Origin of the sequence: Bradyrhizobium sp. BR 1432 (assembly GCF_051547705.1) — a bacterium.
In the GTDB taxonomy this organism is placed as follows: Bacteria; Pseudomonadota; Alphaproteobacteria; order Rhizobiales; family Xanthobacteraceae; genus Bradyrhizobium; species Bradyrhizobium zhanjiangense.
In genome coordinates, this window is record NZ_JBPUGF010000003.1 from 7,749,535 (window position 1) to 7,769,466 (window position 19,932).

Consider the following 19,932-nt stretch of genomic DNA (forward strand, 5'->3'; position numbering starts at 1 on the left):
TGTCCTCGTCCTAGAGATCCAGCACCAGCCGTTCCGATTTTGCGCGCGATACACAGATCTGCATGACCTTGTTGGACGCCTTCTCGGCGTCGCTCAGGATGACATCGCGATGATCGGGAACGCCTGCGACCACGCCGCACTGGCAGATGCCGCAATCGCCGCGCCGGCAGTCGAAGAGAACCTCGTGCCCCGCCGCTTCCAGCGCCTCGATGATGCTGCGATCGGCCGCGACCGGGATGACCTCGCCCGTCGATCTGAGCTCCACCTCGAACTGGCGGTTCGGCGCACCGGGCGGCTCCGCCTTGAAGAGCTCGTCGTGGATGCGATCGGCGGCAATGCCGCTGGCGAGAGCTGCGGCCTTCACCGCTTCGATCATGCCTGCGGGACCGCAGACATAGACATGGGCGTTCGCAGGCGAGCAGTGCAGCGCCGCTGCGATGTCCAGGCACGAAGCGTCGTTGTCGTAATGGACGGACAGGGTGCTCGCGCACACCGTTTCCAGTTGCGGCAGGAACGCCAGCAGACCCGGCGCCCGTCCGGCGTAGTGAAGATGGTGGGCAACGCCCCTCGCCTTCAGCTCGGCCGCCATGGACAGGATCGGCGTGATGCCGATGCCGCCGGCGAACAGCAGCGCAGGCGCATCGTCCTCATGCAGCGGGAAATTGTTGACGGGCGCCGAAGCCGTCACGACATCGCCGATCTCGAGCGCATGCATGAAGGCCGAGCCGCCGGTCGACGTCAGCTCGCGCAGAACGCCGAGCGCAAGGACTCCCTCGGGCAGGCCCGGCAGGGCCATCAGCGAGTAAGGCCGGTCTCCCCCGCTTGGCAGCGACACGCGGATATGCGCACCCGCCTGCCATCGCGGAACCGCACCGCCCTCCACGCCGAACAGAAGGCCTCGGATCGTCGGCGTCTCCGCCGTGACCGACTGCACCTTGAGCCTCAGCGGATGCGTGTCCATTGGCCGGGTCTTGCAATATATGAATTTGCATATTTTTAGACATATAATAATTTGGATGTCAATCGCTCGCTCGGGTCGACAGGCGTTGGGCCCAACCCGAGGCCTGGCGCCGGCCGCCCCATTCGATCGGTGCCGGCCGCACCAGCTGGAAGAGCTCGCGAGGCCTCGCATACCAACCCGAGCCGTGCATGCGGGCAATGAGGTCGAGGTTGACCGTATCGATATGGCCTCGGCGCGCGTCGATCACGAACTGCTCGGCCACGTGAGCGCAGACGATCTCGCCGATCACGGCGATTTGCCGGGGTCCGGTCTCATGGACCGAGAGGGAGCGACATTCGAACGCAACCGGGCATCCCTTGATGAGCGGAGGCGAAATCATCTGCGCGGGGAGCGTCTCCAGCCCCGCAATCTCAATCTCGTCGATCTCGGAGGGAGCATCGACCGCGGTCGCGTTCATCGCTTCTGCCATCTGGTGCGGCACCAGGTGGACGGCGAACTCACCCATCTCGACGATATTCTGCGCCGTGTCCTTCAAGCCTCGCTGCGGATGACGCAGCAAGCCGAGCACCACCGTCGGCGGCTCATGCCCGAGAACGTTGAAGAAGCTGAAGGGCGCCGCATTGGCGATCCCATCCCGCGACCTCGTCGTCACCCACGCGATGGGTCGCGGCGTAACGGTCGCGGTAAGGATCTTGTAGCGGATATCCGCCGGAAGCTGACCCATATCGAAGAGCATCGGTCCCCCAATTGCGCGCGCGAACGGAGCTGACGGCTGAGAAGTTAGGCCCCGCAGCCAAATGCGAGACGTTTTATTTGGTCATAGACATATGACGAGGTCAAATAAGCGCGCAACGGCATCAGCCGCTGTCGTGATGCCCTGCTGCCGAACTTCACCGCCCTGTCCGCACCGATCTTCGACCAAGCCGGATTCATGATCGCGGCCATCACGATACGAGTTCTTATCTAAATGGTGCGATGATGCTCGATAGATGACAGATCAGGCATTATTCCGAGCCCCGGGTCTTGGTCCAATTCAACGGTGCCTTCCCTCACATTGAGGACCGGGCCGCAAAACAGATCGCGCAATGGATTGTCGTTGGCATCGACTTCCAGCCAGCCATCACCTCCGATAGCGGCGAGGAGATGCGCGGATGCAAGCAAGCCGAGGCCTCCACCGAGATAGTGCGGGCAAAACGTCTTGCCCACCTTCAGAATGTCGCGCGCCAGTGGGGCGCAGACACTGAGGCCGCCCCATTTTGCAATATCGGGCTGAACCACGCCGAGCACGCCTTCGGCCAGAACCTCCTTGAAGCCTTCGGCGCTCGAAATGTTTTCGCCGGCGGCAATCGGCATCTTCGCTGCGGCGCGCAGTCTGCGCCATTCCTCGCGCGGTCGATCGGCGCGAATCGGCTCTTCCAGCCAGCGCAGATCGAACTCGGCAAGCCGCGGCAGCATCTCCATCGCCTGCGTGACTGACCAGCCCTGATTGGCATCGGTGGCAAGCATGCCGGCGCCGACGATCTGACGCAGCGTGGCCAAATTGGCGAGATCGGTCTCGGCGCCGAAGCCAACCTTCAGCTTCAGCGCGCGATGGCCGCGCTTGAGCGCGGCCTCCGCCGTCTGCGCGGCTCCGCCGGGATTGATGCCGCTGGCATAGACCTTGATCTTGCGCGACTGACCGCCGAGAAGCCGCCACAACGGCAAGCGCCGGCGGCGCGCCGAGAGGTCCCACAGCGCGAGATCGATGCCCGAAATCGCCTGCGCGAACGGACCGGGTTCACCGCATTGAAGCGCCAGAACTTCGGTGCCCTTGGTCAGCGCCTCGAAGGCCTGGCCAGGACCGTCGAACTTGCGTCCGACGAGGCCGGGGGCGAGCACCTCGTTGACGAGCCGGGCGCGATGCTCCGCGCCCGGAGCTGGAAAATTGGACCAGGCCTCACCCCATCCCTCGACGCCGTCTTCGTCGACGGCGCGAACGAAAACGGCGGGACGGTTGAGCATCTTGCCGAACGACGTCACCACCGGCGTCGCCAACGGATAGCGATAGCAGAATGCCTCGATCGAGCGGATGGTGAAGCTGTCAGTCATGTTTGCGGATCCTGCGATCGGGATGAACCACGCAGAGCCACTATCTCAATAGGCGCGCGCAAAGTCACCTTCCTGCTTGATGTCAGTGAATACCGGAAAGCGCGCCTTCCACGGCGTGCCCTTGGCCGTGGTCAGCTGGTTGAGCCGCTCCAGCACGCCGAGGCCGTCCTTGCGCAGGCTGGCCGACACCGCTGCACGATCCGGAAAATTCTTCAGGACGGCATCGAGCCAGATGGTGCGGCCCGCGAGGAAGCCGCCCGCTCCCGCCGCATAGGCGAAGTCGAGGACGCGCTCGAACTTTTCCGGTGCAGCGCCGCCCGACAGCAGCACCCAGGGGATGCTGCGCTCACGGCAGATATCGCCGATCGCATCGAACTGCTTCTGTGCGGCCTTCGCTTCCGCGCTGCCGTCGCGGGCCGGCAGGCTGCCCGCCGCAAGCGGGCTCTCCAGCTTGAGGAGATCGACGCCGTATTCGGGCTTGGCAAACTCGCGCACGCTGTCGATGACGAGGCCCGGGAGCTTGCCCGGCGATTCCACGTAGTCGGCGGTGTGATTGGCGCTGCCGAGGAACGGGTAAACCAGCAGCTCGAGGACATAGGGAATGTCGTGACGGGCGCAGTCCTCGCCGATCTCGCGCACGAAACGCTTCTGGTGCTCGTTCACCGCAGCGTCGGCATCCGGCCGGTACCAGGCCAGCACCTTGACGGCGTCGCCGCCCATGGCGCGGATCTTCTCCACGCTCCAATTGGTTATCGCGCGCGACTTGCGGCCGCCCGCGGTTTCCTCGACGCGGTGCTCCTCGAGCGTCATGATCAGGCCGCAGCGCGGCGGCAACAGATCGATCGCGGCGGGCACGGCAAAGTTCGGGTCGAACAGCATCGAGCTGCAATGCGGCGCGAGGTTCTCGACGAGAAGACGCTTGGCCGCCGTGACATCGGAATATTCGACCTGATCCCGCGTGATGCCCTTTGCCTTGGCGATGGCGTCGAACAGTGGCGGCCGCTGGTCCAGCGCGACCATGCGAAAGTGGCCATCCGCGTCAGCCAGCCGTGCCAGGCCGCGGTTCTTTCCAATCGTTCTCATGGCTTCGTCCTCATGAATGCAAGACACTCGTTGATATCGGGGATTCCGTTGCGGCCACCGGCATGGCGGCATTTCATAGCGGCTGTCGCCGCCGAAAACGCCATGGCGGCGCGCACATCGAGGCCGCCGCCGATCGCAAGCGCATAGGCGCCGTGAAAGACGTCGCCGGCGCCCGTGGTGTCGACGACCTCGACGGCATAGGCCGCCTGCCGATGCGACTGGCCGTTCTCGTACCAGCTCACGCCTCCCTCGCCGCGCGTGACGGCGATGACCCGGCAGCCGAAGCGCGCGAGCGCCGCGAGAGAGTCATCCTTGGCCGAGCCGGCAAAAGATGTGAGCGCAGGCTCGGAGAAGATCGCGTGGTCGGTCAGCGGCAGCAGCCGCTCGAACACCTCGGCGTCGGCCATGTCGCCGTCGAGCACAGTCGGAATGCCGCGCGCGCGGGCTTCGCGGAACAGCGTCGCTGCGCCCTCGACCCAGCGCGGATCGGCCAGCACGGAGGATGCGCGCGCGACGGCTTCGAGCGGAAGCCAATCCGCGGCTTCCGGAAAGAGCCCGCGGAAATTGACGATCTGCCGCTCACCGGAACTGTCGACGATGATCCCGGAAACGGACGAGCGGCCGTCGGGAAACAGCCGAAAATTCTCGACATCGATGCCTTCGGCCGTGAAGGCCGATTTCATCTCGTGGCCGGCGGCGTCATTTCCTGCCCGCCCCCAGAACGCGACGGACGCGCCGAGCCTTGCGATCGCGACCGAAGCGTTGGCAGCCATGCCGCCGCCAAGCGTGCCGTAACCGACAGCCTTGACCTTCTCGCTTTGACCCGCGAACAGGCGATCGACGCGCCAGACCTGGTCGAGCGCCGACAGACCCAGGCAGATCACGTGTACGGACCTGGCCTTTGACGCCACGTCCGCCAGCACCGAGAGATCACCGATGTGCGTAGATGCACTCACCGCAGGACCTGTCCGTTGGCCGCATCGAACAAATGCGTCTTGCCTGCTAGCGGACGAAGGCTGAGACGATCGCCAACCTTCGGCCGCAGCGATGGATCGACCCGCGCGATCGCGGAGGCGCCGGCGAGATCGAAATGGATCAGCGTATCCGAGCCGAGCGGTTCGACCAGCTTGACGTTGATGGCAAGTCCGTCGACGGCATCCGCGGCCACGGCGAAATGTTCAGGGCGGACGCCGAGCACGGCGTTGCCGGCCTGACGCAGGCGGCCTGCGGCCTCGCCGTCCAGCGGCACTGCCGTTCCGCCTTGCGAAAGGATCGCGCGCTCTTGCCGCCACTCGACCGGGAAGAAATTCATGGCGGGCGAACCGATGAAGCCGGCGACGAACTGATTGGCGGGACGCTCGTAGACCGTCTCCGGCGTGTCGTATTGCTGGATCGTGCCGCTCTGGAGCACCACGATCCGGTCGGCCATGGTCATGGCTTCGATCTGGTCGTGCGTGACGAAGACCATGGTGGTCTTCAGCTCCTGCGACAGCGCCTTGATCTCGGCCCGCACCTGTCCGCGCAGCTTTGCGTCGAGATTGGACAGCGGCTCGTCGAACAGGAACGCCTTGGGATTGCGCACGATGGCGCGGCCCATGGCGACGCGCTGACGCTGGCCACCCGACAGCTCCTTCGGCTTGCGGTCGAGATAAGGCTCGATGTGCAACAACGCCGCGGCACGCTTGACGCGCGCGTCGATCTCCGCCTTCGGCACGCCACGCAACTCCAGCGCAAACGACATGTTGTCGTAGACCTTCATGTGCGGATAGAGCGCGTAATCTTGGAACACCATCGCGATGTCGCGCTGCGCGGCCTGCACGCCGTTGACGCGCTTGTCGCCGATATAGAGGTCTCCCGACGAAATCGGCTCGAGCCCGGCGATGATGCGCAGCAAGGTCGACTTGCCGCAGCCCGACGGGCCGACGAAGACGACGAATTCATGGTCCGCGATCTCCAGGTTGAGATCGGGGATCACGGTGAAATTGCCGTAGCGCTTGACGAGATTGCGGATCGATATCGAGGCCATGATCGCTCAGTCCAGCGCCAGAACCGGCTTGATCAGCTCACCCTTGGCGAAGCGGGCGAAATTCTCGGGCAGAGCCGACAGGCCGAACTCGCCATCGACGAGGACGCGGTATTCGTCCTTGTACTTGCGCAGCAACTCGACATTCGGCTCGAAATCCGAGACCGGGAAGTAGAAGGTGCGGATCATGTAGAAATCCTTGCGGCGGAATACCTTGCCTTCCTCGATGGTCCAAGGCGCGGCGTTCTCGCCGACCAGCACCACGGCGCCGCGCGGCAGCACCAGCTCGATGCCGAGGTTGCGCGCCGCATGCGCGCCGGAGCATTCCATGATGAGGGCAAAGCGCCTGGAGGTATCGCCGACGGGGTGCGCCTTTGCGCCGAAGGATTGCGCGATCTTGAGCCGCGCGGCATTGGGATCAGCGACATAGACGTTGTCGTAGCCGAGTGCGCGGAGCGCCAGCACGACGCCGAGGCCGACGGGCCCTGCCCCCATCACCAGAACCGGGCCGGCTTCGGCCGGCGGCACGACGCGGCCGACGAAGCGCACGGCGTGGCCGGACGTGCCGATGGTGTCGAGCAGCAACGGCGCAAGGCTGTCCTCGATATCATCGGGCACCGGCAGCAGGCAGTTTTCCGGCACCGGCACATATTCGGCATAGCCGCCCGGCCTGTTCCAGCCGATCAGGCTGGAGACTTCCAGGCACATCTGGGTATCGCCGCGCATGCAGGCCGCGCAGTGATCGCAGTGCAAGGGGATATAGACGGCGCAGCGCCGGCCGTGCAGGCGATGACCGGGCTGCTCGACGACGCCAAAAATCTCGTGGCCCGCGGTGAACTCGGCGCCCTTGTGCCAGAGCTTGAAGTCGGAGCCGCACAGCGCGGTGCGCGAGACGCGCACGAGCACCTCGCCTGTGCCGACATCGGGCATCGCCACACGCTCGATGGTGATGCGGTCGTTGCCGTGAAAGACCGCGGCCTGCATGATCGAATTCGGACGAGGTGACATATTCATCAGATAACTAACCTTTCACCGCACCGAGCGTCAGCCCGGAGACCAGCCAGCGCTGGACGAGGGCTGCCAGCACCAGCGGCGGCAATGCGATCAACGTCGCCGCGGCCATTAGCGCGCCCCATTGCGTCGAGCCTTCGCCGATGAAGTTGAAGGCCGCCGCGATCAGCGTCTTGGTGTCGCCGTTGGAGAGCACCAGCGCAAACAGGAAGTAGTTCCACGAGAACACGAAAGCGAGGATCGCCGCGACGGCGACGCCGGATGCCACCAGTGGCAGCGCGATGCGCCAGAGGATGCGCGTGGCGCTGCATCCATCGACCTGCGCCGCCTCGAACACGCTGCGCGGGATGCCGTCGAACGACGGCAGCAGGACCCAGATCACGATCGGCAGCGTGATCACCGCGTGGCTGAGGATCAGCGCGGTGTAGGAGCCGATCATGCCGACCTGCCGGAACATGACATACCATGGCAGCAGAAACAGCGTGCCGGGTGCCATGCGGGCGGCCAGCGTCAGGATCGCCGGCCACGAAATCCGGGTCCAGGAGACCGCGAAGGCGGCGGGGATTCCGAACAGCAGCCCAAGCGCGGTCGAGCCGACGGTGACGATGAGGCTGTTGAGCGCATAGCTCAGGAACGGCGTGGTCTTGGTCAGCTCGACATAGTTGTCCAAGGTCGGCGTGAAGATCAGCGTCGGCGGATAGGCAGTGACCTCGAAGGACGGCTTGAACGAGGACAGCACCATCCAGACCGTCGGCGCCATGATGATGATCCCGGCAAGCACGAGCTGCACCAGGTTGAGCCAGCGGATCCAGCGGTCGGTGTTGGCAGCGTCGGTCATGATGTCACCAGGCGACTGCGCCGCGCAGGCGGTTGAAGGCGAGCACCGCGCCGAACACGATCGCCGTCAGCGTCAGCATCAAGGCGCTGGCATAGCCGATGTTGAAGAATTCGAAGCCGACCCGGAAGCCGTAGATATTGAGCGTATTCGACGCGTTGCCCGGGCCGCCCTGGGTGGTGATGTAGATGATGTCGAAAAAGCGCAGGAGATCGACGCTGCGCAGGATCGCCGCGGTGACGATGGTGGGCAGCAGCAGCGGCAGCGTGATGCGCTGGAAGGTCCTGAACGGGGATGCACCGTCGATCTGCGCGGCCTCATAGACGCTCGGCGGGAGAGATTGCAGGCCGCCCAGCACGATCAAGGCGACGTAAGGCGTCCACTGCCAGCTGTCGATCAGAGCAACCGTCGGAATGACCAGCGATGGCGAGGCCAGCCACTCCGACGGCGGCAGGCCGAACGCTTGCAGGATGTAGTTGGCCGCCCCCAGCGAGGGATCGAGGATCACCAGCCACATCATGCCCGCCACCACCGGCGGCATCATGAACGGCGAGATGAACAGTGAGCGCACGATCCCCGGCAGGCGCTTGGCGTGAAACAACACCAGTGCGAGCCAGACGCCGAAGACGAGCTGCAGTACCAGCGACAGCACATAGAGCGCGATCGTGACCCACAGCCCGTGCCAGAACTCGTAGTCGGAGACGAGCCTGGAATAATTGGCGAGGCCCGCGAAGGACTGCTTGCCGGTCGAGGAGAAATTCTGGAAGCCGAGCCAGACCGTATAGACGACGGGAAACGCGATCATCGCGACCGTGAAGATCACGGCCGGCGCCGAAAGCGCCGACATTTCCAGCTTCTGCCGGTCCTGCGTGAGTGTCGCAGCCGCATCAGACATGCGTGCGTTTCCTTGAGAATGAGGAGGCGCCGGCTGGCAGCAAGCCAGCCGGCACCGAGCGTTACTTCTGCGCGATCAGCGCATCCAGCGCCTTGTCGGCATCTGCGCAGGCCTGGTCGATCGGCTTCTGCTTCAGGATCAGATCCTGCACCGCCTGGCCGATGAACTCGCGCGATTCCGGGTTCGCCACGATGGGATAGCCGACCTCGGACGAGCCCTTGGTGGCGAGCACGTCGAGCGCGGCCTGCCATTCCTTGCGGACCGGCTCCTCGTCGATCCACTTGCGATAGTCGGGATCCTTGGCGACCGACGGACGCGGCGGGGCAATGCCCTGGAGCGCCATCTTCTTCTGCACCTCGGGGCTGGTCGCCCATTGCACGAAGTACCAGGCCGCCTCTGGCTGCTTGCTGTGCGAGGACACCGCCATGCCCCAGCCGATCGTGGTCGGCACCTGGCCGGCCTCGCCCGCCGGGAACGGCAACAGGCCGGTGTCCTTCAACCGCGCCCCGCCTTCCATCACCGTGCGCAATTCATTTGAGGATTCGAACGCCATCGCGGCGCGCCCGCCGCGATAGAGCGCGGAAATCTGCTGGAAGCTGTAGTTGACGACGCCGGGCGGTCCGAAGTCGCGCAGCAGCCGGCTATAGGTGTCGAGCGCCTCCTTGCCCTTGGCCGAGCACAGGTTCGACTTGCCGCCGGCAATGTAACTGCCGCCGATATTGTGCAGCATGTTGCTGAAGGTGTAGGCGACCGCGGGCTTGAGACCGCGCGAGACGAACGGCGTCACCGCACTGTCGCAGGTCTTGATCTTCGCGGCGGCTGCTTCGACATCCTTGATGGTCTTGGGCGCCTCGAGGCCGCACTTCTTGAAGATGTCGGTGCGGTAATACAAGATCGGACCCTCGATGTTCATCGGCATGCTGGTCAGCTTGCCGCCGAATGTCGCGGCCTTCAGCAGCGCCTGGCTCAGCCCTGCCGGATCGTATTCCTTGGCCACCTCGTTCTTGGCCATCGCGGAGAGATCGCCGTACCAGCCGGCGGCGGCGAACTGCTCGCCCTCGCGCGAGGGTAGCGTCATGAACGTGTCGACCTCGTCGCTGTTCGCGTTCATGACGGTGACCAGGCGCTGGCGCATCTGCTGCTCCTGATAGCCGTCGACCTTCAGGGTCATGCCGGTCAGCTTCTCGAAATCGGCCTTGTAGGTCAGCAGCGCCTGCGCGACCGGATTGTTGTTGGCGAGAAAGGTGACGGTCTTGCCCTTGAACTTCATCCAGTCGAAATCGGCCGCGTGCGCCTGCGCACTGGCCGCCGCAATCGCGAGAACGGGCAACGCGACATGGGTCGCGAGCATCCTAGCCTTCATCGAACTCTCCTCCCGGCTGGCCGCCTTAAGCTGGCGGACCTTTTTGAACACGTTTGAGCACCACTTGAAAACGGTTACAATCTAGACCTCACATCCACGGTGTCAAGCGATGGACAGGCGTCACATTCTGCGGCAGATTTGCATCATCTTTCGTGACTTCACGGCTCACCACGCAGGATGTAACGTTACATTCATGAGACTGACCAACGCCAAGTCCGTGAAACAGGGCATCCGCGCCGTGGCGGCCCGCGCCGGCGTGTCGACGGCGTCGGTCTCGCGCGCTCTCAACAATCCCGATGCGGTGAGCCCATCCCTGCGTGCGCGCATCGAACAGGCCATCGACGCGCTCGGTTACATCCCGCATGCGCCAGCGCGCATCCTGTCGTCGCGGCGCTCGCGCACCCTTGGCGCGATCGTGCCGACGATCGACAACACGATGTTCGCGCGCGGCATCGCCTCGCTCCAGCAGTATCTCTCCTCGGTCGGGTACATGCTGTTTCTCACCACGAGCGGATATGATCTCGATGTCGAATTGCAGCAGGCGCGCAACCTGATCAGCCGCGGCGTCGACGGCCTCGTGCTGCGCGGCGATTGCCATCACGACGGATTGCGCAAGCTGCTGGCCGACAACGCAGTGCCGTTCATCAATGTCGGCATCTATCAGCCTGATCGGCCCTACCCCTGCGTCGGCACGGACAATGAGGCAGCCGCCCATCGCGCCGCCGCGCATGTCATCGAGCTCGGCCATCGCCGCATCGGGATCGTCTCGGCACTCCAGCGCAACAACGACCGCGCCAGCGCCCGCGTCGCCGGCTTTCGCCGTGCGCTGGCCGAGAACGGGCTCGAGCTTCCGTCGCAATGGCATAATGGCATGTCGAGGTGCCCTATACGCTGGACGACGCACGCGAGGCGGCGCGCTATCTCCTCAACCTCAAAGACCGTCCAACGGCCGTGGTGTGCGGCAACGACGTCATCGCCTATGGCGTGTTGCTCGAGGCGGAGCGCGACGGGTTTTCTGTGCCGCGCGATCTGTCGGTGGTCGGCTTCGACGACCTCGACTGGAGCCGCCATTTGCGGCCGAGCCTGACCACGATCCACGTCCCGACCGCAGAAACCTGGCAGCGCGCCGGAGAATATCTGGTGCGCAGCCTCGCCGGCGAGCAGACCATCATGCATCGCGAGATCGACTTCTCGCTGGTGGTCCGCGAATCGACGGCTCCGCCTCCGAAATCCCTGAAGTGAGACACTCCCGATGAATTCGAATTTCTCTCTCGCAGCCGGCTTTCATGCCGTCGTGATCGGCGGCGCCGGCGACATTGGCGCGGCGATCAGCAACCAGTTTTGCGATCTCGGCGCGACAGTGACTGCAACCGGCGCGAACGAGGCCGATCTTGCCCGCACCCTGCTCAAGCCACGCACCGGGCTCACGCTCGCAACGCTGGATGTCACCGATGATGCTGCCGTCACGTCCTTCGCGCGGCAGCACACGCGCGTCGACGCGCTGGTCAACTGCGCCGGCATTCTCGCGCGCGACAAGGAGTTCGAGATCGAGACCTTCATGAAGGTGCTGGACGTCAATCTCACCGGTACGTTCCGGACCTGCATGGCGTTCCACCCGCGGCTCGCGGAGACGAAGGGCTCGATCGTCAACATCGCCTCGATGAACGCGACGCTGGCGCTGCCGCGGATTCCCGCCTATTGCGCCAGCAAAGGCGGCGTCGTGATGCTGACCAAGGCGCTGGCTTTGAAGTGGGCCGAGGAAGGCATCCGCGTCAATGCGGTGGCGCCCGGCTATATCGAAACGGCGATCAATGCCGCCGGCCGCACCGACCGCGCCCATTATCAGCGCATCGCCGACCGGACCGCGTTCAAGCGCTGGGGACAGCCGGAGGACATCGCCGGAGCCGTCGCCTTCCTATGCATGCCGGCTTCGCAATATGCGACCGGCACCGTGGTCGCGGTGGACGGAGGATTCCTCGCGGGATGAACCCGCATCCGCGACCTGTTGCACCGCGAAACCATTTGCGCCGCAACATCCAAAATGAGACTGCCCGTCAAGCCGAACGAGGCGTCCACGCATGCACCGCATGCGACTTCGGCTAGCCTCCCCGTCGAATCCGCGAGCCCTTCGAGCAGCGGGCGCAGCGCCGGTCCGGCGTGGCGACAAATCGACGACACAGGGAGGAGCACAATGTCGAAATGCAGTGTGGGGCTGCTGGCGCTGAGCAGCCTGTTTCTTTCAGGCGCCGCGATCGCGCAGGAAAAGATCAAGGTGGGGGTGACCGCAACGCTCGAAGGCACGTACACGGTGCTCGGCGAGGACGGCATGCGCGGCCATCAGACCGCCCTCAACGTGCTCGGCAAGAAGGTCGGCGACAAGGAACTCGAATTCATCGTCGCCTCGACCGACGCAACGCCAAACTCCGCCGTGCGCGCCGTGCGCAAGCTGATCGAGCAGGACAAGGTGCAGATCCTGCTGTCGCCGCTCTCCGGTGACGAGGGCATCGCGGTGAAGAATTTTGCGAAGACCCACCCTGAGCTGACCTTCATCAATGCGGCCTCCGGCGCTCAGGAAACGACTTACGTCGATCCGGCCCCGAACTTCTTCCGCTACAACATGGACGGCGCGCAGTGGCAGGTCGGCCTCGGCAAATACGCCTATGAGGAAAAGAAATATCGCAAGATCGCAACTGTCGGCGAGGACTACTCCTTCATCTACACCCAGGTGTTCGGGCTGGTGCTCGAGTTCTGCGGCATGGGCGGACAGGTGACCAACCGGCAATGGGTGCCGCTCGGAACGAAGGATTTCGCCTCCGTCATCGCCGCCCTGCCCGACGACGTCGACGCCATCTATCTCGGGCTTGGCGGCGCGGATGCCGTCAACTTCCTCAACCAGTATCAGCAGGCCGGCGGCAAGGCGCATCTGATGGGCGGTTCCATCATGATCGATCAGACCATCCTGTCGTCGAAGGGAAACGCCAAGAATGCGCTGATCGGCACCATCGCCGCGAGCGGCCAGGCCGATACCTGGGAGGATCCGGGCTGGCAGAAGTTCGTGAAGGCCTATCAGGACGCCTTCCCGCCCAACAAGCGCTTCCCAAGCCCATCGCTGCTCGCGACAAACTATTATGGCTCAACCATGGCGCTGATCCTCGCGCTGCGTCAGGTCAACGGCGACCTCTCCAACAACCAGGCGAAGTTCAAGGAAGCACTGGCGAAGATCGAGCTCGATGCGCCGAACGGCAAGATCAAGCTCGAACTCCAACCGCCAGGCGATCGGCACCAACTTCGTCACCGAAGTCGTCGATGACGGCAAGGGCGCGCTGTTCAGCAAGGTCGTGAAGGTGATCCCGAACGTGAACCAGACGCTCGGTTATGATCCGGCCGTGTTCTCCAAGATCGGGTTGCCGGGCCGCACCGTACCGGAATGTAAAAAGTACTGACGCATCACGCCTGCGCAGGCGGAGAGCGACTTGCTGACGCGGTTGCTCTCCGCTCTTGCAATCTCGGCTCTTGCAATCTCGTCGGCGTTGTTGAACGCTGGCCGAAAAGACAAAAACATTCGGGAGGGGAAGGCATGAGCCGTGCGCTCGCCGTCTTCCACGGCCGGTTCGGCCGGGCGACGGTTTATCAGTTGAACCGCCCTTTCAATATTCACGCCCATCGTGAAGGTCATCTGATCTTCCATGTCGGCGGCATGCCGGCATGCATCGATGTCTCCAACGGGCATTACGATCTCACCGAATCCTCCGTGGTCGCCGTCAATCCATGGGAGCCGCATAACTTCCTGCCGGCCGATCTCGACGGCGGCGCGATCTTCTTCGTGCTGTACGTCAATGCCGAATGGTTTGCGCCTGATGCATCCGGCTCCGATCGGCTGCGTTTCGGCCGCACCCAATTCAGGCGCACGCCTGCACTCGACAAGCACATCAGGCGGACCGCCGCGCTCGTTTGCGGCGCACCATCGCTCTCCAGTCTGGATTCCGAGCTGCGGCGGCTGATCGACATCTGCTACGACGAAAGCTGGCAGCAGGCGGAGATCGCGCGCGATGCGCGCGCCAGTGGCGCCGTGACCGACTTCCGTGTGCGCAAATGCATCAGGCTGATGTCGGAGAGTCCCGGGGCCGAGATGGAGCTCGATACGATCGCGCGGGAATCCGGTCTGTCTCGGCCGCATTTCTACCGGCTGTTCCGGGTCCAGACGGGCGTCACGCCGAACCTCTATCTCAACACGCTGATCATGGAACAGGCGCTCGAAGCGCTGGTGGCGAGCGAGGCGCCGATTGCCGATATCGGCTTCGATCTCGGCTTCTCCTCGCAAAGCGGCTTCACCCGCTTCTTCGCCGCCAATGTCGGGATGGCTCCGACCGATTATCGTCGCGCGGCCAAGGTTTTGCGCGCCTGACCTCTGCGCGAAAAGATACTCACGATCAAATGTCCTCCTCGCAGCCCGGCTAGGATGTGGGCAACACGATCCGGCTAGAGGATTGCGAGTCCAGGGAGGACGTTCGCCCATGGCGAGGTACGCAGCCGCTGCGAGGCTGTCTGACCCACACCCGATGAGCCTTCGGCGTGCCGCCTGGGCGAACGGACGGCGCACATGAGCCGCTTTGTCGAACGCCATCCCGCCTGGGCGCTGATCGCAATCATTGCCATTGCCGTCGGGCTCTGGCTGATCTTCGCGGTCTGGCCGCCGGGCCTCGAAGAGGCCATCGGCCGCAAGCGTGTCTTCCTCAACGCCGTCTTCAACGGCATCACGCTCGGAGGGCTCTACTTCCTCGTCGCCAGCGGGTTCACGCTGATCTTCGGCCTGATGCGCAACGTCAACCTCGCGCACGGTTCGCTCTATCTGTTCGGCGGCTATGTCGGCTACGCCATCAGCGCCTCGACCGGCTCCTGGATCCTCAGCTTCATCGTCGCCTTCATCCTGACTGCCCTGGTCGGCGTCCTGCTCCAGGTGATCGTGTTCCGCCGGATGGAGGGACAGGATCTCAGGCAGACCATGGTGACGATCGGCCTTTCGATCGTGTTCGCCGATCTGATGCTATGGGCCTGCGGCGGCGACTTCTATCAGATCCAGACGCCGAACTGGCTGATCGGCCCGGTGGAGCTGCCGCTGATCACTGCGATCAAATCCTCGGGCGAGCCGGTCTATCTCAGATATCCGCTGGTGCGGCTCGTGATCTTCGCCGCTTCCGTGATCATCGGCGTAGCGATGTGGCTCGCGCTCAACCGCACCCGGATCGGCATGATCATCCGCGCCGGTGTCGATGATCGCGATATCCTTGCCGCGACCGGCGTGCGCATCCAACTCGTCTTCGTGCTGGTGTTCGCGTTCGGCGCGGGTCTTGCCGGCATCGCCGGCGTCGTCGGCGGCACCTTCCAGTCATTGTCGCCCGGCGAGGACATCCGCTTCCTGCTGGCTTCCCTCGTCGTCGTGATCGTCGGCGGCATGGGTTCGATCCCCGGCGCCGCGCTCGGCGCACTGATCATCGGCCTCGCCGAACAGCTCGGCTCGGTCTACATCCCGACCTACGCCATCGTCGTGACCTTCCTGATCATGGTGCTGGTGCTGGCCATCCGGCCGCAAGGCCTATTGGCGAGGCGTTGAGATGTCGCTCGCCCACGATGCCCGCGTTGCCGTACGCCCCGCCACGATGGCGCAGCGCCCGTCGCGGACATGGCCGGAGGTCAACAATCCCGCGGCCTGGATCGTCGCGGTCATTCTCCTGATCATGCCGCTGATCGCCAACGGCTTCTTCCTGATCGAGATCTTCGCCTCCAGTTTGATCCTCGGCACCATGGCGCTGAGCCTGATGTTCCTCGCCGGCTATGGCGGCATGGTCAGCCTGATGCAGCTCACCATCGCAGGCTTCGCGGCCTACATGGTCGCCGTGTTCGGCGTCAGCGGCAACGCCAATATCAGCCTGGGCTGGCCGTGGTGGCTCGCGGTCCCGATGGCGCTGGCGCTGGCGACCGCCTTCGGCACGCTCGGCGGCGCGCTCGCGGTCCGCACCGAGGGCATCTACACCATCATGATCACGCTCGCGATCGGCGCTGCCTTCTACTATTTCACCAACCAGAACTGGGCGATCTTCAACGGCCATACCGGCATCAATACCGTGGCCACCCCGCACTTCTGGGGCGTGAACTGGCGCGCCGACATTCCCTTCTATTACGTCGTGCTCGCGGTCGCCGCGCTCTGCTATTTCGCGGTCGAATATCTCTCCCGCGCTCCCTTCGGCCTTGCCCTTCAGGGGGTGCGTGACAACCCGCGGCGCATGGCTGCGCTCGGCTTCAACGTCAATGCGCACCGCGTTGCCGCCTACGCCTTCGCCTCCTTCGTGGCCGCGCTGACCGGCGTGCTCCAGGTCTGGAACTACCGGCAGATCTCGCCGGGCTCGGTCAGCGTCGGGGCGTGCATCGACGTACTGATCATCGCCGTCGTCGGCGGCATCACGCGCCCGATCGGGCCCTTCATCGGCGCGCTGATCTTCGTGCTGCTACGCACCTTCGCACTCGACTTCCTGGTCCGGCTTGGGCTCGATGGCAACCGCTTCCGCCTGCTGATCGGGCTCGGCTTCCTCGCCATCGTGTTTTGGTCCTCGGACGGCGTCATTGGCCTATGGCAGCGCTGGCGCAACCGTCAGCGCCGCAGCGCCGACCGTTCCGGTGGAGGCCGCCGCCATGGATAGCGTCGCCCAGCGCCTCTCCGCCGTCGGTGCCGGCGCTGCGCTGGAGCTGCGCGGCGTGACGCGCCTGTTCGGCGCGCTGGCAGCGCTGACCGACGTCACCATCACCGTGCGCCCTGGCGAGCGGCGCGCGGTGCTCGGTTCGAACGGCGCCGGCAAGACCACGCTGTTCAATTGCATCACCGGTGACTTCCCGCCCTCCTCCGGCACCATCCGCTTCTTCGGCGAGGACGTCACGCACTTCCCACCCTATGAGCGCATCCGGCGCGGGTTGCGGCGGACCTATCAGATCTCGGCGCTGTTCCCGGCCTCACCGTGCAGGACAACGTCTATCTCGCTTGTCGCGGCGTCTCGCGCGGGCGCTTCTCGTTCCTGCGTCCGGGACAGAACGATGCCCTGATGCATGCGGCGGACAATCTCGTACAGGCCGTGCATCTTTCCGCCGTAAAGGACCAGCGCGTAGCCGAGCTCGCGCACGGCCAGCAGCGCCAGCTCGAGATCGCACTCGCGCTCGCTGGCGCGCCGCGCTTCGTCCTGTTCGACGAGCCGGCGGCGGGCCTGTCGCCGACCGAACGGGCCGAGCTGATCGAGATCCTGACCTCGTTGCCGGCGCATATCGGCTACATCATCATCGAGCACGACATGGATGTGGCGCTGCGCGTCGTCGAGAGCGTCACGATGATGCACAACGGCCGCATCTTCAAGGAAGGCCTGCCACAGGAGATCCAGTCCGATCCCGAGGTGCAGGAGCTCTATCTCGGAGGCGGCCATGAATGAGGTCCGCCGCAGCAAGGCCGCGCTCGAGGTCCGCGGCCTCGATGTCGACTATGGCCACTCGCATGCCCTGCAAGGCGTCGACCTCACCCTGGAGAGCGGCGTGTTCTCCGTCGTCGGCCGCAATGGCATGGGCAAGACCACGCTGTGCAAGGCGATCATGGGTCTCGTCGGCGTGAGCGGCGGCTCGATCCGCGTTCGCGGCGAGGACATCACGCGGCGGGCACCGGCGCAGATCGCCCGGCTCGGCGTCGGCTATGTGCCGCAAGGACGCCGTCTCTGGCGCTCGCTCAGCGTCGACGAGCATTTGCGGCTTGCCGGCGGATTGCGGCCCGGCGCCTGGACTGTCGATCGCATCTACGAGACCTTCCCGCGGCTCGCCGAACGCAAGGATCACGGCGGCGGCCAGCTCTCCGGCGGCGAGCAGCAGATGCTGGCCATCTCGCGCGCGCTGCTCACCAACCCGCATCTCCTCATCATGGACGAGCCGACCGAAGGCCTCGCGCCCGTCATCGTGGCGCAGGTCGAGGAGATGCTGCTGCGGTTAGGAGAGGACGGCGACATGTCCGTGCTCGTGATCGAGCAGAATATCGGCGTTGCCACCGCGATCTCGCGCAACGTCGCGATCATGGTCAACGGCCGCATCAACCGCATCATCGACTCCGCCCGCCTCGCCGCCGACCGCGAGCTCCAGCAGCGCCTGCTCGGCGTCGGGCTCCATGCCGAGCTCGAGCCTGATATCGACGTCGCCGCATCCGCTGACGATCCCAAGCCGGCACCGCCGCCACGCCGCGACGGACCAATCCGCATCTACATCTCCAACCCGACGCTCCCGACCCGATGGTCGCAACCGGTGCCGATCGCCCGCATCGAGGCCGCAGCGCGTACGCTCTCGACGCAAGTCGCGCGGCTCGACGAGACGGCACGGCGCAAGCGCGAGCCGGTATCGGCGCAGACGGCAGGGCCACCCGTCGTGCTGGTCGTCGGCACGCTCGACACCAAGGGCCAGGAGCTGCGCTTCATCCGCGACATCATCGCGGGACCCGGACTGCGCACGCGGCTGATCGACGTCTCGACCAGCGGCCGGCATTCCAGTTGCGATATCTCCGCGCAGGAGATTGCCCTGAACCACGGCCGCGGCGGCGCGGCGGTGTTCGGTCCCGATCGCGGGGCCGCCGTGACCGCGATGGCTGATGCCTTCGCCAACTGGCTGCGCCGCCAAGGCAATATCGCAGGTGTAATTTCGGCGGGCGGCTCCGGCGCGGCCTCGCTGGTCGCGCCGGGCATGCGTGCGCTTCCCGTCGGCGTGCCCAAGCTGATCATCTCCTCTATCGCCTCGGGCGATGTCGGGCCCTATGTCGGCCCCGCCGACATCACGATGATGTACTCGGTCACTGATGTGCAGGGGCTGAACTCGATTTCGCGGGCGGTGCTGGCCAACGGTGCCAATGCGCTCGTCGGCATGGTCAAGGCACGACTCGATACGCGCGCCGCAACGGCGCGCGAGGCTGGCGGCCTGCCCTCGGTCGGCATCACCATGTTCGGCGTCACTACGCCCGCGGTGCAGAGGATCGCAGCCGAGCTGCGCGACGATTTCGAATGTCTCGTCTTCCATGCCACCGGAGTCGGCGGACGCTCGATGGAGAAGCTCGTCGACTCCGGGCAGCTCGCCGGCGTCATCGACCTCACAACCACCGAGATCTGCGATCTGCTCATGGGCGGCGTGTTTCCCGCGACGGAAGACCGCTTTGGCGCGATCATCCGCAGCCGGCTGCCCTATGTCGGCTCGGTCGGCGCGCTCGACATGGTCAATTTCGGCGCGCCCGAGACCATTCCCGAACGTTACCGCGGCCGCAAGTTTCACGTCCATAATCCGCAAGTGACGTTGATGCGGACCACTGCCGAAGAGAATGAGCGCATGGGCCGCTGGATCGGCGAGCGGCTCAACCAGATGGACGGTCCTGTACGCTTCTTCCTGCCCGAGGGCGGCGTGTCCGCACTCGATGCGCGCGGCCAGCCATTCTGGGATCCGGACGCCGACGCCGCGCTGTTCCGCACGCTGGAGCGCACGGTGCGGCAGACCGGCAACCGCCAGCTCATTCGCGTGGCCAAGAACATCAACGATCCCGAGTTCGCCGCCATCATAGTCGGTGCGTTCCGGACCCTGTTCGGCCGCGCCGGGGCGCGCCGAAGAGTAGCGAGGTGAC

16 protein-coding genes and 3 pseudogenes are annotated in these 19,932 nt (G+C 64.9%); 9 read left to right on the forward strand and 10 right to left on the reverse strand.

Annotation, left to right across the window (positions count from 1 at the left end; translation table 11 throughout):
* Nucleotides 1-10: 10 nt before the first annotated feature.
* The 10 genes from ACSKB8_RS37655 to ACSKB8_RS37700 all read right to left on the reverse strand — a co-directional run bounded on the left by ACSKB8_RS37655 (nt 11) and on the right by ACSKB8_RS37700 (nt 10,259).
* Nucleotides 11-961, reverse strand: a complete 951-nt coding sequence (locus ACSKB8_RS37655) for a PDR/VanB family oxidoreductase (RefSeq protein ID WP_438109539.1) — start codon at nt 959-961, stop codon at nt 11-13.
* 58 nt (nt 962-1,019) lie between these two features.
* The gene (locus ACSKB8_RS37660) at nt 1,020-1,697 is read right to left on the reverse strand and encodes a flavin reductase family protein (protein WP_438109540.1); all 678 of its coding nucleotides are present in this window, start codon (nt 1,695-1,697) and stop codon (nt 1,020-1,022) included.
* Between the two features lie 227 nt (nt 1,698-1,924).
* Complete coding sequence (locus tag ACSKB8_RS37665; RefSeq protein ID WP_438109541.1) at nt 1,925-3,049, reverse strand: mandelate racemase/muconate lactonizing enzyme family protein; 1,125 nt, start codon at nt 3,047-3,049, stop codon at nt 1,925-1,927.
* 45 nt (nt 3,050-3,094) lie between these two features.
* Nucleotides 3,095-4,132, reverse strand: coding sequence for a tagatose 1,6-diphosphate aldolase (locus ACSKB8_RS37670; RefSeq protein WP_438109542.1), 1,038 nt, complete (start codon nt 4,130-4,132; stop codon nt 3,095-3,097).
* Nucleotides 4,129-5,088: a sugar kinase gene (locus tag ACSKB8_RS37675; RefSeq protein ID WP_438109543.1), complete on the reverse strand. Its 960-nt coding sequence runs from the start codon at nt 5,086-5,088 to the stop codon at nt 4,129-4,131. The genes ACSKB8_RS37670 and ACSKB8_RS37675 overlap by 4 nt, the downstream gene beginning before the upstream one ends.
* A complete protein-coding gene (locus tag ACSKB8_RS37680; protein WP_438109544.1) occupies nt 5,085-6,158 on the reverse strand; it encodes an ABC transporter ATP-binding protein in 1,074 nt (357 codons plus the stop codon). The genes ACSKB8_RS37675 and ACSKB8_RS37680 overlap by 4 nt, the downstream gene beginning before the upstream one ends.
* A 6-nt stretch (nt 6,159-6,164) precedes the next feature.
* Nucleotides 6,165-7,169: a zinc-dependent alcohol dehydrogenase family protein gene (locus ACSKB8_RS37685; protein WP_438109545.1), complete on the reverse strand. Its 1,005-nt coding sequence runs from the start codon at nt 7,167-7,169 to the stop codon at nt 6,165-6,167.
* A gap of 7 nt (nt 7,170-7,176) precedes the next feature.
* Entirely contained in the window at nt 7,177-8,004 is an 828-nt protein-coding gene (locus ACSKB8_RS37690; RefSeq protein WP_438109546.1) for a carbohydrate ABC transporter permease, read from the reverse strand.
* Nucleotides 8,005-8,008: 4 nt separating this feature from the next.
* Nucleotides 8,009-8,896 carry a carbohydrate ABC transporter permease gene (locus ACSKB8_RS37695; protein ID WP_438109547.1) on the reverse strand — a complete coding sequence of 296 codons (888 nt, stop codon included), beginning with the start codon at nt 8,894-8,896 and terminating at the stop codon, nt 8,009-8,011.
* Nucleotides 8,897-8,957: 61 nt separating this feature from the next.
* A complete protein-coding gene (locus ACSKB8_RS37700; protein WP_438109548.1) occupies nt 8,958-10,259 on the reverse strand; it encodes an ABC transporter substrate-binding protein in 1,302 nt (433 codons plus the stop codon).
* A gap of 193 nt (nt 10,260-10,452) precedes the next feature.
* Here ACSKB8_RS37700 and ACSKB8_RS37705 point away from each other — a divergent pair.
* The 9 genes and pseudogenes from ACSKB8_RS37705 to ACSKB8_RS37745 all read left to right on the forward strand — a co-directional run.
* Nucleotides 10,453-11,061, forward strand: a pseudogene (locus tag ACSKB8_RS37705) (LacI family DNA-binding transcriptional regulator); the annotation flags it as partial.
* 77 nt (nt 11,062-11,138) lie between these two features.
* Nucleotides 11,139-11,501, forward strand: coding sequence for a substrate-binding domain-containing protein (locus tag ACSKB8_RS37710; protein WP_438109549.1), 363 nt, complete (start codon nt 11,139-11,141; stop codon nt 11,499-11,501).
* Between the two features lie 10 nt (nt 11,502-11,511).
* Nucleotides 11,512-12,246 carry an SDR family NAD(P)-dependent oxidoreductase gene (locus tag ACSKB8_RS37715; RefSeq protein WP_438109550.1) on the forward strand — a complete coding sequence of 245 codons (735 nt, stop codon included), beginning with the start codon at nt 11,512-11,514 and terminating at the stop codon, nt 12,244-12,246.
* Between the two features lie 204 nt (nt 12,247-12,450).
* Nucleotides 12,451-13,702, forward strand: a pseudogene (locus ACSKB8_RS37720) (ABC transporter substrate-binding protein).
* 134 nt (nt 13,703-13,836) lie between these two features.
* Nucleotides 13,837-14,664, forward strand: a complete 828-nt coding sequence (locus ACSKB8_RS37725; protein WP_438109551.1) for a helix-turn-helix domain-containing protein — start codon at nt 13,837-13,839, stop codon at nt 14,662-14,664.
* A 195-nt stretch (nt 14,665-14,859) separates the two neighbouring features.
* Nucleotides 14,860-15,870: a branched-chain amino acid ABC transporter permease gene (locus ACSKB8_RS37730; RefSeq protein WP_438109552.1), complete on the forward strand. Its 1,011-nt coding sequence runs from the start codon at nt 14,860-14,862 to the stop codon at nt 15,868-15,870.
* Between the two features lies 1 nt (nt 15,871).
* Nucleotides 15,872-16,954 (forward strand): branched-chain amino acid ABC transporter permease, encoded by a 1,083-nt coding sequence (locus ACSKB8_RS37735; protein ID WP_438109553.1) that lies wholly within the window; start codon nt 15,872-15,874, stop codon nt 16,952-16,954.
* A pseudogene (locus ACSKB8_RS37740) lies at nt 16,947-17,728 on the forward strand (ABC transporter ATP-binding protein). Before ACSKB8_RS37735 ends, ACSKB8_RS37740 begins: the two are co-directional and overlap by 8 nt.
* Nucleotides 17,721-19,931, forward strand: a complete 2,211-nt coding sequence (locus tag ACSKB8_RS37745; protein ID WP_438109554.1) for an ABC transporter permease — start codon at nt 17,721-17,723, stop codon at nt 19,929-19,931. The pseudogene ACSKB8_RS37740 and the gene ACSKB8_RS37745 overlap by 8 nt, the downstream one beginning before the upstream one ends.
* Nucleotide 19,932: the final 1 nt, after the last annotated feature.

What these genes read in the sequence shown, in the direction of transcription:
- ACSKB8_RS37655 (WP_438109539.1), bottom strand. Translation starts at nt 961, where the DNA reads ATGGACACGCATCCGCTGAGGCTCAAGGTGCAGTCGGTCACGGCGGAG.
- ACSKB8_RS37660 (WP_438109540.1), bottom strand. Translation starts at nt 1,697, where the DNA reads ATGCTCTTCGATATGGGTCAGCTTCCGGCGGATATCCGCTACAAGATC.
- ACSKB8_RS37665 (WP_438109541.1), bottom strand. Translation starts at nt 3,049, where the DNA reads ATGACTGACAGCTTCACCATCCGCTCGATCGAGGCATTCTGCTATCGC.
- ACSKB8_RS37670 (WP_438109542.1), bottom strand. Translation starts at nt 4,132, where the DNA reads ATGAGAACGATTGGAAAGAACCGCGGCCTGGCACGGCTGGCTGACGCG.
- ACSKB8_RS37680 (WP_438109544.1), bottom strand. Translation starts at nt 6,158, where the DNA reads ATGGCCTCGATATCGATCCGCAATCTCGTCAAGCGCTACGGCAATTTC.
- ACSKB8_RS37685 (WP_438109545.1), bottom strand. Translation starts at nt 7,169, where the DNA reads ATGAATATGTCACCTCGTCCGAATTCGATCATGCAGGCCGCGGTCTTT.
- ACSKB8_RS37690 (WP_438109546.1), bottom strand. Translation starts at nt 8,004, where the DNA reads ATGACCGACGCTGCCAACACCGACCGCTGGATCCGCTGGCTCAACCTG.
- ACSKB8_RS37695 (WP_438109547.1), bottom strand. Translation starts at nt 8,896, where the DNA reads ATGTCTGATGCGGCTGCGACACTCACGCAGGACCGGCAGAAGCTGGAA.
- ACSKB8_RS37700 (WP_438109548.1), bottom strand. Translation starts at nt 10,259, where the DNA reads ATGAAGGCTAGGATGCTCGCGACCCATGTCGCGTTGCCCGTTCTCGCG.
- ACSKB8_RS37715 (WP_438109550.1), top strand. Translation starts at nt 11,512, where the DNA reads ATGAATTCGAATTTCTCTCTCGCAGCCGGCTTTCATGCCGTCGTGATC.
- ACSKB8_RS37725 (WP_438109551.1), top strand. Translation starts at nt 13,837, where the DNA reads ATGAGCCGTGCGCTCGCCGTCTTCCACGGCCGGTTCGGCCGGGCGACG.
- ACSKB8_RS37730 (WP_438109552.1), top strand. Translation starts at nt 14,860, where the DNA reads ATGAGCCGCTTTGTCGAACGCCATCCCGCCTGGGCGCTGATCGCAATC.
- ACSKB8_RS37735 (WP_438109553.1), top strand. Translation starts at nt 15,872, where the DNA reads ATGTCGCTCGCCCACGATGCCCGCGTTGCCGTACGCCCCGCCACGATG.
- ACSKB8_RS37745 (WP_438109554.1), top strand. Translation starts at nt 17,721, where the DNA reads ATGAATGAGGTCCGCCGCAGCAAGGCCGCGCTCGAGGTCCGCGGCCTC.